This is a genomic window from Streptomyces arenae, assembly GCF_022343545.1.
Taxonomy (GTDB): domain Bacteria; phylum Actinomycetota; class Actinomycetes; order Streptomycetales; family Streptomycetaceae; genus Streptomyces; species Streptomyces humi.
The window spans coordinates 18837-32690 of record NZ_JAKQYH010000088.1 but is presented as its reverse complement, the minus strand read 5'-3'; the positions used below and the strand labels follow the sequence as shown (position 1 = coordinate 32690).

At 67.0% G+C, this 13854-nt stretch carries 8 protein-coding genes and 1 pseudogene; 4 read left to right on the top strand and 5 right to left on the bottom strand.

Going from position 1 to position 13854, the window contains the following annotated elements; translation table 11 throughout:
• Window positions 1–338: 338 nt before the first annotated feature.
• Genes MB828_RS40895 through MB828_RS40880 form a run of 4 tightly spaced genes read right to left on the bottom strand, consistent with a single transcriptional unit; the run spans window position 339 to window position 5187 of the window.
• Window positions 339–2510 (bottom strand): xanthine dehydrogenase family protein molybdopterin-binding subunit, encoded by a 2172-nt coding sequence (locus tag MB828_RS40895; RefSeq protein ID WP_301652583.1) that lies wholly within the window; start codon window positions 2508–2510, stop codon window positions 339–341.
• Window positions 2510–3508, bottom strand: coding sequence for an FAD binding domain-containing protein (locus MB828_RS40890; protein WP_301652582.1), 999 nt, complete (start codon window positions 3506–3508; stop codon window positions 2510–2512). The genes MB828_RS40895 and MB828_RS40890 overlap by 1 nt, the downstream gene beginning before the upstream one ends.
• Window positions 3509–3511: 3 nt before the next feature.
• A complete protein-coding gene (locus tag MB828_RS40885; protein ID WP_301652581.1) occupies window positions 3512–4027 on the bottom strand; it encodes a (2Fe-2S)-binding protein in 516 nt (171 codons plus the stop codon).
• A complete protein-coding gene (locus MB828_RS40880; protein ID WP_301652580.1) occupies window positions 4024–5187 on the bottom strand; it encodes an XdhC family protein in 1164 nt (387 codons plus the stop codon). Before MB828_RS40880 ends, MB828_RS40885 begins: the two co-directional genes overlap by 4 nt.
• Window positions 5188–6093: 906 nt before the next feature.
• On the opposite strand from MB828_RS40880, the gene MB828_RS40875 reads away from it, so the two are divergent.
• A complete protein-coding gene (locus MB828_RS40875; protein WP_301652579.1) occupies window positions 6094–9456 on the top strand; it encodes a discoidin domain-containing protein in 3363 nt (1120 codons plus the stop codon).
• 73 nt (window positions 9457–9529) lie between these two features.
• Here MB828_RS40875 and MB828_RS47040 read toward each other — a convergent pair.
• Window positions 9530–10618, bottom strand: a pseudogene (locus MB828_RS47040) (IS630 family transposase).
• A 354-nt stretch (window positions 10619–10972) separates the two neighbouring features.
• On the opposite strand from MB828_RS47040, the gene MB828_RS40860 reads away from it, so the two are divergent.
• The 3 genes from MB828_RS40860 to MB828_RS40850 all read left to right on the top strand — a co-directional run bounded on the left by MB828_RS40860 (window position 10973) and on the right by MB828_RS40850 (window position 13846).
• Complete coding sequence (locus MB828_RS40860) at window positions 10973–11146, top strand: hypothetical protein (protein WP_301652577.1); 174 nt, start codon at window positions 10973–10975, stop codon at window positions 11144–11146.
• A gap of 426 nt (window positions 11147–11572) precedes the next feature.
• Window positions 11573–12334, top strand: a complete 762-nt coding sequence (locus MB828_RS40855) for a DeoR/GlpR family DNA-binding transcription regulator (protein ID WP_301652576.1) — start codon at window positions 11573–11575, stop codon at window positions 12332–12334.
• Between the two features lie 147 nt (window positions 12335–12481).
• Entirely contained in the window at window positions 12482–13846 is a 1365-nt protein-coding gene (locus tag MB828_RS40850; RefSeq protein ID WP_430381499.1) for an ABC transporter substrate-binding protein, read from the top strand.
• Window positions 13847–13854 lie beyond the last annotated feature (8 nt).

Genomic DNA, 13854 nt, shown 5'->3' with positions numbered 1-13854 from the left:
ATCCACCATCCGATGATCTTTGAAGACGGACCCTAGTCGCCGACGATGACGCCGACCGGCGCTTTTCCGCTCCGGGCCCAAGTTGATGACGGTGTGTTGAATGGGCGGTTGCGCATTCCGAAGATGTTCAGGTGACCGAATCAACGCGGCCCATCACCTCGGGTGTTTCTGTCGGTGCCACTTCACGCGGCCGCCTGTACCGCCAGGACCGCTCGCCAGTCACTTACTATTCCCCCTTCGACTCGTCTGCGCCGTGAGCAGGCCTACGCTGCTTGGGTGGTCAGTTCTGTCGGACCACCCAAACAGTAGACCCACAGCGAGCCCGCCATGTCGGCGGTCTACAGGACGTGCTCGAGTGTGATGGGCAGCTGGTGCTGTCGTTTTCCGGTGGCGTGGAAGACCGCGTTGGCGACAGCGGCTGACACACCGACCATCGCGACCTCGCCGAGGCCCTTCACACCGACGTCGTTGAAGAGCAGGTCGGGCTCGTCGATGAAGTCGACGTCGATCTGGTGAATGTCGGCGTTGACCGGAATGGGGTACTCCTCCAGCGTGGTGTTGAGGAACCCGCCGAAGCGCGGGTCGACTCCGTTCGCCTCCCGGAGCGCCCCGCTGATGCCCCAGACAACGGCCCCGCGGAGCTGGCTGGCCGCCGTGACCGGGCTGACGACCCTGCCGCCGTCAGCCACACTCACCACCCTGGGCACACGGATGCGGCGTGTTGTGGCCTCGACTCGGACCTCGACGAAGTGAGCGACCCAGCTGAATGCCGTGAAGTCCGGGAAGACCGGCCCGGCAGGTGCGATCAGGCCGGACCGCGCCACGTCAAGCACCCCGGCGGGCTGCCCCGGTCCCACGTTGGTCGCCTCCACCTCCACCGACGGGTGTCCAGTGGCTCGAACGGCTGCCGCCACATCCACCGTGCCCGTGTCGGCCGCGCCGAGCTGCTTGCGCAGCTCGCGCAGTGCCTTGTGCACGGCCGGCAACGCGGTCGCGCTGCCCCAAGACCCGGCGGTGAGGTGCTGCGGGGCGACGCGGGAGTCACCGACCTGTACGACGACGTCATGTACGGGAATGTCGAGGTCCTGCGCGACGAGGAGAGCGATGGCTGAGCGGATGCCCTGCCCCATCTCGTGGCCGTCGACGCCGACGGTCACCCGTCCGTCGGCTGCCGCGGACACCTTGGCTGTGCCTGGTGCCACCATGGCCGAGTAACAGCCGGCAGCGACGCCGAGACCCACGAACGAGCCGTCGTCGGCCCGCATCGAAGCAGGCCGCGGATCACGTTTCTCCCATCCGAACCGCTCCGCGCCCCTCTTCAGGCACTCCGCCAGATGACGTGCGGAGAACGGCAGACCGGTGACCGGGTCCGTGGCGGTGTCGTTGGCCAGCCGCAGCGCGACCGGGTCCTGGCCGGTGGCGTAGGCCAGCGCATCGATGGCCGACTCGAACGCGAACGCGGCCGCGCCTTCGTACGGAGCCCTCATGAATCCAGGCGTCTGGACGTCGGTCTGCACCAGGCGTTGTTGTCCTCCGAAGTTGGGCACCCCGTACAGCCTCGACGTCACCTCCGTGTACATGGCGGGGTACAGATCGTGCCGGGAGGTCTGCTGCTCCACGTCGTGCAGGGCCGCCAGGAGCCGTCCCGACGGGTCGGCGCCCAGCCGGACGCGATGGCGGCTGACCGGCCGGAAGCTCCCGGTGTGGAACGTCTGCGAGCGCGGAATGACCAGCTTGACCGGGCGCATCAGCTGACGTGCGGCAAGCGCCAGCGGCCCGATATGCGGTTGCAGGGAGTTCCGGGCGCCGAAGCCACCGCCGATGTAGGGGGAGATGACTTCAATGTTGGCCGGGTCGATGTTCAGCTGCTTGGCCAGCCCGTTGCGCAGCGCGCCGGCGGCCTGAGTGCTCTCGTGCACGACGAGCCGGTCGCCGTGCCATTCAACGACTCCGCCGATCAGTTCCAGCGGGACCTGGTGCTGAGCGGGGTGCAGGTAGGTCTCGTCGATCTGTACCGGGCTCGCCGCATACGCAGCCTCGGCGTCGCCCACCTTGATGTCGGGTAGCCCGATGGCCTCTTCCTGCAGGACCGACGTCACGCCTTCGTCGTCGATCCGGACAGCGAACGGCTCGGTCTCGTATTGTGCCCGGACGAGTTCCGCCGCCTCGGTGGCGGCGACCGGAGTGTCGGCGACGATCAGCGCGATCGGCTGTCCGCGGTAGGCGACGGCATCGCTGAGTAGCGGCTGCAGGCTCTGGAAGGCATAGCCTCCGGCCATCAGGAACCCGGGCCCTTGCAGTTCGTCGCTGCTGAACCGGGTCAGCACCAGACGGACACCGGGGACCGCCTCGGCCGCAGTGGTGTCGATGGCCACGGTGCGGCCCTTGCCGATCGTGGCCACGGCGAACGCCGCGTAGGCCAGATCTGGGGGGACGCGGTCGGCGCCGTATGTTGCGGTGCCGGTGACCTTTTCGTAAGCGTCGACGCGACGCATGTCTGCGTTCTTCATCAGATGGCTCGCTTCCCGGCGGTGAGCAGTGCGTCAGCAACAGTGCGGATGCCCAGCTCGACTCGGAACCCGCCGTATACACGGGGGCGCGCGTCGGCGAAGGCCACTTCGCCCGCGCGTCGGGCTGTTTGCCCGTTGAGGTACTCGCCGATCAGCGAACGTTCTGCCGCCGATGCCCGCCAGGGGCGTGTCGCGACCCCTCCCAGCCCGATCCGGCAGTCCATGACGATTCCCTGCGCATCAAGCGTCAAAGCGGCGGCGGCCGAAGTGAGCGCGAAGGCGTAAGACTCCCGGTCACGGATCTTGAGGTAGGCGGAGCCGCGGCCGGCAGGGGTGGCAGGAATTCTGATCCGCAGGATCAACTCATCTGCTGCCAGGGTGTGTTCGCGTTGAGGGTCGTCTCCCGGCTCTACATGCAGTTCACCCAGCGGCAGCGTCCGCTCGCCCGCAGGGCCGGCCACGTCGATGACGGCGTCGAATGCGATCAGGGCTGTGGCCATGTCGCTCGGGTAGGTGGCGATACAGGTGTCGCTGGTGCCCAGCAATGCGTGGCCACGGTCGAATCCCTCCAGAGCCGCACAGCCGCTGCCGGGATTCCGCTTGTTGCAGGGGAAGTCCTCTCCGCCACGGAAGTAACCGCAGCGTGTGCGTTGCAGCAGGTTTCCGCCGACCGTCGCCATGTTGCGCAGTTGCTGGGATGCCCCGCGCCACAGGGATTCCGACAGGGCCGGATAGTCGCGGCGCACGACCGGGTGGTCGGCAACATCGGCCATTTTTACTCCGGCACCAAACGACAACTCGTCCTCTCCCGTGCTGATCTCGGTCAGCTCGGGGAGACGATGAACGTCGATGACCGCTGGCGGCGCCTCGATGCCGATCTTCATCAGGTCGTACAGAGTCGTACCACCGGCCAGGATCTTGGTTCCGGGCTCTGCCACGGCCAGGGCGTCGACGGCTGCGGCCACGCTGTCGGGCACCATGTAGGCGAATGCGCGCATCCTCTACACCTCGCTCTGCTTGTTCTCGTCGGCTACCCGGCGAATGGCAGCGACGATGCCGACATAGGCGCCGCACCGGCACAGGTTGCCGCTCATGTACTCACGGATGTCGTCGTCGGTCTCGGCGTGGCCCTCGGCGATGCAGGCCAGGCCGGACATCACCTGCCCGGGCGTGCAGTAGCCGCACTGGAGGGCGTCGCAGTCGACGAACGCTTGCTGCAACGGGTGCAGCGTGCCGTCGGAGGCCGCGATGCCCTCGATGGTCTTAACTTCCTGTCCCGCGACCTGGACAGCCGGAGTAAGGCAGGACACGACGCGCCGACCATCGACGTGTACCGTGCACGCGCCGCATTGCCCCTGGTCGCACCCTTTCTTGGTGCCGGTCAGCACGAGACGCTCGCGCAGCACGTCAAGCAGGGACTCGCGAGGATCCAGGGCCAGGGTCACTTCCTCGCCGTTGACTGTGAAGGCCGTCTTGACCAGGCTGGCCTCCGCCTTGGTGGACGTCGACGTCTTCATGGCTTGGCCATCCTCTGTAGCAGAGACATGTGTGGATCCTCCAGTTTCATCGGGCCAGGGACCGCGTGGATCGGGCCGGTCAGATCGGACAAGGAAAGACCTGTCGTCTGGTTGCGGGTGGCGAGGATTTCTGCCACGACGGAGACTGCTGTCTCCTCGGGCGAGCGAGCGCCGAGGTCGAGGCCGATCGGGGAGCGCAACCGTGCCAGTTGTTCGTCAGAAACACCTGCCTCACGCAGCAATTGCATACGCTGTTTGTGCGTACGGCGTGAGCCCATCGCCCCGACGTACCCCACAGGGAGGGCCAGTACCTCGCGCAGCACGGGGATGTCGAACTTAGGGTCGTGGGTGAGGACACACACCGCGGTCCGGGCGTCTAGCGTTGTCTGCCCCAGATAGCGGTGGGGCCAGTCGACGACGACTTCGTCGGCATGAGGGAAGCGGGCGCGAGTGGCGAAGACGGGCCGGGCATCACAGACGGTGACCCGGTAGCCGAGGAAGCGGCCGGCCTGGCTGAGGGCTGCAGCGAAGTCGATGGCGCCGAAGATGAGCATCCGAGGAGGGGCGGCATGGACGTGGACCAGCACGGAGATCCGGTCCGGGCAGGCGACGGCGTCCCCTCCCACCTCCACCAGGGCCGTGCGCCCGGCGTGCAGCAGCGCCTGGGCCTGTGCGGTCACTTGTCGGCTCAGCACGGCTGGGAGGCCGCCGGGATCCGTGTCCGTGTCGTCGACGTACACCATGCGGCCCAGCAGGTCTTCCGGTCCGTCGACCACTTGGGCGACAGCGGCGGGTTGGCCCTTGACCACGGCGGCCAAGGCATCGGCGAGGTGCGGGTGCGCGGCCGGGTCGATGCGCCGAACGAGGACGTCGAGCTCGCCACCACACGTCAGACCGACTGCGAAAGCGTCGTCATCGGAATACCCGAACCGGGCTCGCTGCGCAGGGCCACCGTCCTCCAGCAGGCGTTGGCACATGTCATAAACGGCGCCCTCGACACAGCCTCCGGAAATACTGCCAACCGCGTTGCCATTGGTGTCGACAGCCAGGGAGGTGCCAAGCGGAAGAGGCGCGCTGCCCTGGACGCCGACGACTGTGGCCAGGGCGAAGGGCCGTGATTCGCCATACCAGCGGTGCAGGTCATCCGCGATGTTCAGCATGCTCGTGTTCTCCGTGAACAGTGGACGGGCCACTGCCGTACCCGGCGGGGAACGGATACGGCAGTGGCCCGAGATGGCCCGGCAGCCACACGGGGGCTGGTTGCCGCGCCAGTCGAGGTGCGCTTGTGACGCGCCCGCCTAGTCCCGTCATCGACGACCGATTGCGGGTGGTATTCGTTGCCGCCCGCCAGGCCTCCGATTGTCGACTCATTTCGGCGCCCACCAGGCGCGCAGCGCGCGTAGGACAGGCGCTCTACCCGCGTCCGCCGACCAGGATTGTGCACGTGCCGCAAGGCCGCGGTGTTGCAGCCCTCCTTCACTACGCTCAGCTGGCAGGGCACGTCCGGCACGTCCATCAGCGAGGCGCGGAGCTGCGATGAAGACGCGCCGCGTGGGCGCCAAAAAGACCTCGCTGGAACCGGTGAGGGCGGAAGACGAGACTCAAAGAGCTCAGCGGACATAGCTATTGCCTTCAGATCATGGGCAGATCAGCCGTGCGCCCAGTCACGGCAGGAAGCGGGTATTGCTGGCGCGCCGAGCACGCGCATCGTGCGGCTGCCATGCGGGGAGTCTTGCACCACCGGCAGCGTCCGTAACGGGGAAGGATTTCTACCCCCCACTCCTCCCCCTCTCGGGTGGGTCGCCTCTCGGCAAGACCTCGATTCGGACGGCCAACCAGGGCCGTCAACACAGCGCTACAGCGAGAGGGACTGCGAGCGCGTGTCGAAGAACCTTCCCCAGCGCTTGTTGCACATGGGTTGACATCCCGCTCGAAGAAGACCGAGTATCCCGTCTGCAAACGAGTAATTGAATCGATTCAATCGACACGAGTGCTCCACGTCATGCAAACGCCGGGAGCGCAGTCCGTACGCGTTGCCTCCGTATCACTGAAGCGAGGACTTTGCTATGCAGCACGTCTCCCGCCGCTCCGCCCTGCGCTCCGCCATAGGCGTGGCCCTAGCGCCCACCTTGGGCTCCCTGCTCCTGCCCGGCCTCGCGCCCCAGGCGTCCGCGGCGGCGGTCTCCTGGGGCGCCAAATGGATCTGGACTCCGACCAGTTCGGCGAACCAGTGGGTGGCCTTCCGTAGATCGTTCACCCTGAGCTCCGCCCCCTCGAAGGCAGTGACGCAGATCGCCGCCGACTCGAAGTACTGGCTGTGGGTCAACGGCACGATGGTGGTCTTCGAAGGCGGACTCAAGCGGGGCCCGAACCGCACCGACACCTACTACGACGAGATCGACCTCGCCCCTTATTTGACCGGCGGCAGCAATACGATTGCGCTGCTGGTCTGGTACTTCGGCAAGCAGGGCTTCTCGCACAACAGCAGCGGCAAAGGCGGTCTGCTGTTCCAGTCCGATATCCAGGCCAGCTCAACCACCCGGCTGGTCAGCGACACCGGTTGGAAGCACACCGTCCACCCGGGCTACGCGAACAACACCAGCGGCACGCAAGTCAACTTCCGTCTGCCCGAGTCCAACGTGTACCACGACGCCCGCAACGCCAGCGCGATGGCCGGCTGGGAGTCACCCGGGTTCGACGACAGCGGCTGGAGCGCGCCGACCGACCTCGGTGCGGCAGGCGCGGCGCCCTGGAACGGCCTCGTGCCGCGGCCAATCCCACAGTTCCGCTACTCGGGCCTGAAGTCCTACAGCAACGCGTCCTCGCTGCCGTCCAGTGGGCAGGGCTCCACCGCGATCTCGGCCACGCTGCCGTCCAACCTCCAGGTCACCCCGTATCTGAAGGTGGACGCCCCGGCGGGTGCGGTGATCGGTGTCCAGACCGACCACTACGACGACGGCGCGGGCCTGACCGGCATCCAGCCCGGGACGCAGTACAACATGCGCGCCACATACGTCTGCACGGGAGGAGTGCAGGAATTCGAGGCTCTGGCGTGGATGAGCGGCACTGCCGTGCGCTACACGGTCCCCGCGGGCGTGACCATCCTCGACCTGAAATACCGGGAAAGCGGCTACGACACCGACTTCGCCGGCTCCTTCAGCAGCAGCGACGCCTTCCTGGACACGCTGTGGGGCAAGGCCGCGCGCACCATGTACGTCAACATGCGCGACAACTACATGGACTGCCCGACCCGCGAGCGCTCGCAATGGTGGGGCGATGTGGTCAACCAGCTCAAGGAAGGTTTCTACACCTTCGACTCCCGCTCGCACGCCCTCGGAGCCAAGGCCATCTCCCAGCTCGCCGCCTGGCAGAAGTCCAGCGGTGCGCTCTACTCCCCGGTCCCCTCGACGATCTGGACGTCCGAGCTGCCCGTCCAGATGCTCGCCTCGGTGTGGTCCTTCGGCACATACCACCTCTACACGGGCAACACTGACGCGGTCACCGGCGCCTACCCGGCAGTCAAGACCTACCTGAACCTGTGGAGCCTGGACTCGGACGGTCTGGTCAACCACCGCGCCGGCGACTGGGACTGGGAGGACTGGGGCAGCAACATCGACGCCCGCGTCCTGGACAACTGCTGGTACTACCTGGCCCTCGGCACCGCCATCACCCTCGCCGGCCTCAGCGGCAACAGCGGCGACGTCGCTGCCTGGCAGGCCAAGCGCGACAGCATCAAGACCAACTTCGACCGCGTTCTGTGGAACCCCTCGAAGAACGAGTACCGCTCCCCCGGCTACAACGGCGACAGCGACGACCGCGCCAACGCCCTGGCCGTCGTCGCGGGCCTCGCCACCGCCTCCCACTACCGCGCGATCACCGAGGTACTGCGCAACCACCTCAACGCCAGCCCCTACATGGAGTTCTACGTCCTGGAGGCGCTGTACCTAATGGGCGCGGCCACCGTCGCCGAGGAGCGGATGCGCAACCGCTACGCCGCCCAGGTCGCCGACCCCGCCTGCTACACCTTGTGGGAGGTGTGGGACAAGGCGGCCGGCACCGACAACCACGCCTGGAATGGCGGTCCCCTGTACGCGCTGTCCGCGTACGCCGCAGGGATACGTCCCACCAAGCCGGGCTGGGAGACGTATGACGTCATCCCGCAGACTGGAACCCTGACGAAGGTCAACACAGTTACGCCCACGGTCAAGGGCGACATCCGCTTCGGCATCACACGGGACGGCGACCAGGTCACCCTAACGCTCACTTCCCCGAGCGGAACGACCGCGCGGATGGGTGTCCCGACGTACCGCGGCGCCTCCCCCCTCATCAAGGCCAACGGCACCACCGTCTTCACAGGTGGCTCCTCCACCGGCAGCGTCTCCGGCCTCAGCTACGCGAGCAAGGACTCCTCCTACGTCTACTTCACCCTGCAACCGGGCAGTTGGACCTTCGCGGTGAGCGGCGCTGGACGCTTGGACAACGTCGCCCTGAGCGGGCCGGTCTCCAGCAACAACAGCCTGGAGAACAGCGACTGGGGCAAGAGCCGACTCACCGACGGCAAGCTCACCAGTGTGACCGGCGCCAAGGGCTACACCAGCAACGACTTCCCCTCCGCCGACGTAAGCGCCAACCCCGTCTGGGTCGAGATCGACCTCGGTGCCGACACCGACCTTGACGCCATACGCCTCTTCCCGCGCACCGACACTCCAGCGGCCGGCGGCGGCACAGCGGGCTTCCCTGTCGACTTCAGCGTCCAGGTCCGGACCGACGGCGGCTCCTCGTACACCACCGTCCGCGCTGTCACCGCCGAACCCAACCCCGGCGGATTGGTGCAGACGTACGGCTTCAAGACAACGACCGCCCGCTACGTACGCCTGCAAGCGACCAAGCTCGGTGCCCCAGCTACGGACGAGTCCACCAAGTACCGGCTCCAACTCGCCGAACTCACCGTCCCCACGGCCTCGACCACCGTCACCGCCGACTACACGCTGGAGAACGCCGACTGGGGCAAGACCCGTGTGCTGGACGGCACCATCACCAGCGTGACCGGCGCCAAGGGCTTCACCAGCATCGACTTCCCCTCCTCCGACGTCAGCGGGACGCCCGTGTGGATCGAGGTCGACCTCGGCGCCGACCGAGCCATCAGCTCTGTCACCCTCATGCCCCGCACGGACACCGCCTCAGCCGGCGGCGATACCGCAGGCTTCCCCGTCGACTTCACATTGCAGACCCGGGCCGATAACAGCAGCACGTACACCACCGTCCGCACCGTCACCGGCCAGCCCAACCCGAAGGGAGCCGCCCAGACCTACACCCTTACCGCCGCCACCGGCCGCTATCTCCGCCTCCAGTCCACCAGACTGGGAACACCCGCCTCGGACGAGTCCACCCGATACCGTCTCCAACTCGCCGAGATTCGCGTGAAGTAACACGCCGTGCCGACAGGCCCGCTCCGCAGACACGTTGCGCGAAGCGGGCCGCCTACCGAATGCCACATCTCACCTACTGAGCTCGTCGGGTTGTTGTCGGCTGTTGGGTGAGTGTGAGTCCGGTGCCGGTGAGGCAGCCGTCGATCAGGTCGGGGCGGAGCTGGATGTGGCGTATTCCCCGGCGGAGGGTGCGTTCGAGGTGCTCGTCTTCGGTGAACGCGGTGTTGGCCAGTGGGCCGCGCCGTAACAGCGACCAGACGCCCTCGGCCGGGTTCAAGTCGGGTGCATACGAGGGCAGTTGCACGATGGTCAGCCAGTCGTGTGCGTCCGCGTACTCGCGCATCCCGGCGGCCCGGTGCGTGTTCAGTCCCAGATCAGGACGATGGGAGCCTGGAGCTGGATGTGGGCGCGGACGACCAGGTCGCGGTAGTCGCTCCAGGCGAAGGTGTCGCGTCCTTTGCTCCGGTGCTTGGGGTGGCAACGCGGCCGGTAGATGAACCGGGAGCTCTCGCCGGCTGGTAGCAGCACATCGCGGCGATCGACCAGCGGCGCCAGGACCGGCCCCGCACCCGTACCACCGGCGTGTGCCCGCGCCGGCCCCAGGTGCGGGCGCGTGGCGGTGTCATCGAGAACCCGGCCTCGTCCTCGAAGACGATGTACGCGCCCAGCGCCGCCGCAGTCATTCCGCCTGCGGCCACACATCCTTCTTCCACAGGCCCACCGCCTGCTCGTCGCGCTCGAGGGCTCTGCGGGCGGGAGATTGCCAGGACCAGCCGTGCCGGTGCAGCAGCCGCCGCACGGCCGCCGACGAGCAGTCCAGCCGGAATGTCCGGGCGATCAGCACTCTGATCCGGGTCAGGGTCCAGCGCTGGTCCTCCCATCCATGGGCGGCAGGCCCTCGCGCCAGTTCCTTCTCCAGCTCGGCGAACTGCCCATCGGACAGCTTGGGCAGTTTCGGTGGGCCTGCGGACGCGAGGGCGGCCATTCCGCCCTCCCGCCAGGCGCGACGCCAGCGTTCCACCGACCGCTCGCTGACCCGCAGATCCTTCGCGATCACCGCAGTTCTCTCACCACGAGCGAACCGCTCGCCCGCCTCGTACCGGATCCGCTCGCGAAACCGTCGCCGCTCCGCGGTCAGCCCACCACCCTGCGCATACCGCATACCACATACCACCGGCCTACCGCAGGGATCACCACACGTCACCACCCCCGACAACAACCCGAAGAACTCAGTAACCGCTCAGGACGGGCATTGCAGCGCGGGCCCTACGCGCCGGGCAGGCGGTGCTCAGCACCTGCGGCGACCCGGGACCTCGAGCGCTGGCTACAGGCCGTGCCCACACGGGCCGCGAAGCTACGCGAAGGCCGGGCACGGGGCCTGACCGTCACATCGCTTTTTGCAGTCCCGCCCATCGCACGCAGCACAACCCTCGGCGTCGCAACCCTTTTCAAGAAGCACAGCGGGACGGGAGCGGCCCAGTCCCGGTTCACGCAGTGGCAGCCTGTGGAGTTGGGCGTGGCAATACCTAAGACCACCAAGAGCGCCGACGCCAGCTCGAAAATCATGCTGTGGGCCTTGAGCAAGAAGTACGAGCAGTTGGCCGGAGCCAAGCTCGGCTGGGCGCGTGTCCTGGCCGGCAAGCGGACCAGGACGTACAGATCCCGCAGTGCCAGAAGGCCATCGCCCTGAAGTCCATCGAGGGAGGTGCCGACGCCCCTTCACGTGGCCGCCCATCGCCGTCGCGGAAGCCGTCCCATGGACCGGCCCATACGGTCTGGACGGCGACGCATCCGACATCGTTCAGCGGTCCGATCAAACCTGCCGAATCGCGCTGCCCCGGCCTTTCCAGCACGGACGAGCACGAACAGTGATGAGGTTGGTCACAGTCCGCTGTTTGCCCGAACCGGGCACTGCAGGTAGCCCACACGGGCAACGATGAATGGGATAAAACGTACGACCTCGCCGTGACCTGCGGATTTACGTAATCCAATCAGGCGCCATCGGGCGATTTCACGGCCTTTGTGGGCTGCTTTGCTCCAAAAGCTGATTGGTATAAATGTGCGGCAAGACCGGGCACGTCGCGCCCGGACCGGAACGGAAGGCGAGGTGAGCGCAATGAACGCCGAAGAGCGTCAGAGCCGGATTCTCGCGCTTGCCCGGCACCAGGGCCAGATCATGGTCACCACCACGGCCGTCGACCTGGCCGTGGCGCCGGAGACCGTCCGCCGCGATCTCAGCGTCCTGGAACGCAGGGGCCTGCTCCGCCGTACCTACGGCGGCGCCTACCCCGTCGAGGGTGCGGGCTTCGAAACAGGCCTCCCGGAACGGGAGACCTTGCATGTCAAGGACAAGCGCCGTATCGCCGCGGAGGCGGTCAAGCTCCTCGGCGATGCGGAGACGGTATTCGTGGACGAGGGCTACACCCCCCAGCTCCTCGCTGCCCTCCTCCCCGGTGACCGGCCCCTGACTGTGGTCACCGCGTCACTGTCCACCGCGGCCGCGATCGTGGACTCCCCCCAGCTCAACGTGTTGCTGCTCGGAGGCCGAGTCCGGGCGCGGACGCTGGCCACGGTGGGCTCATGGGCCTGCGCCATGCTTGAGCGATTCGTGATCGACCTGGCCTTCCTCGGGTCGAACGGCATCTCCCGGGAGCTCGGCCTGACCACCCCCGATCCGGTGGTGGCCGACGTCAAGGCCAAAGCACTGGCCGTGTCTCGCCGACGCGTTTTCATGGGGCACCACAGCAAGTTCGGCGCGAGCAGCTTCTGCCGTTTCGCCGGAGTAGACGACTTCGAGGCGATCGTCACCGACACCGGACTCTCCAGTGCCGAGGCGCACCGCTACTCGCTGATGGGGCCCCGCGTCCACCGGGTCTGACCCCTCCCAGCCCCGACACCAGGGACGGCTCCGCCAGAGCCGCTCCCACGGCACCCCATTGCCTGCGTAGGCACACTTCATCCGCCTGTCCGACCCGCACCCCTTCTCCCCGCTGCCTATACCCGATATTTCATGAAAGGGACGATCATGACTTCAAGAACGAGTGTTCTGCGGCGCACTGTGCCGCTCGGCGCGCTGGCCATGTGCGGCGCACTGCTCACGGCCTGCGCGGGCGCGGGTGGCTCTGGGGGCGGCTCTGGCTCGCACTCCATCAACGTGCTGATGGTGAACAACCCGCAGATGGCAGACCTGCAGAAGCTCACCGCGGACAACTTCACCAAAGAGACCGGCATCAAGGTCAACTTCACGGTGCTGCCCGAGAACGACGTCCGCGACAAGATCACCCAGGACTTCTCCAGCCAGGCCGGCCAGTACGACGTGGCCACGATCAGCAACTACGAGACCCCGATCTATGCCAAGAACGGCTGGCTCGCGCCGCTCACCTCGTACACCAAGAAGGACACCGCCTTCGACCAGAGCGACATCCTGCCCGCCATGCAGGAGTCCCTGACGGCGTCCGGACAGATCTACGCCGAGCCGTTCTACGGCGAGTCGTCCTTCCTCATGTACCGCAAGGACATCTTCAAGGAGAAGGGGCTGACCATGCCGGCCAACCCCACCTGGCAGCAGGTGGCCGCCCTGGCCGCCAAGGCCGACGGTGCAAAGCCAGGAATGAAGGGTATCTGCCTGCGCGGGCTGCCCGGTTGGGGCGAGGTGATGGCACCGCTGACCACGGTGGTCAACACCATGGGCGGCACCTGGTTCGACAAGGACTGGAAGGCCCAGGTCGACAGCCCCGCCTTCACCAAGGCCACCAAGTTCTACGTCGACCTCGTCCGCGCCCACGGCGAGGCAGGAGCCCCGCAGTCCGGGTTCGCCGAGTGCCTCAACAACACGGAGCAGAGCAAGGTCGCCATGTGGTACGACGCGACCTCCGCCGCCGGGTCACTCGAAGCCAGTGGGTCACCGGTGGCCGGAAAGATGGGCTACGCGCCCGCACCGGTCGACCAGACCAAGAGCTCTGGCTGGCTCTACACCTGGGCCTGGGGTGTGCAGAAGGCGAGCAAGCACCAGGACGACGCCTGGAAGTTCATCTCCTGGGCGTCCAGCAAGAAGTACGAGGACCTGGTGGGCGCCAAGCTCGGCTGGTCCAACGTCCCGGCGGGCAAGCGGACCTCCACCTACGCCAACCCGAAGTACGTCGCCGCGGCTTCAGCCTTCGCCACGGCCACCGCGAACGCGCTGAAGTCCGCCGACCCGAGCAACCCGGGTGTACAGCCCCGGCCGGCCCCCGGAATCCAGTTCGTCGGCATCCCCGAGTTCACCGACCTGGGCACACAGGTCTCCCAGCAGATCAGCTCTGTCATCGCCGGCAAGACCAGCGTCGAGAAGGCACTGAAGGCCAGCCAGGCGCTCGCCGAGAAGGTCGCCGCCAAGAACGCGGCCAAGTGACCCCTTCC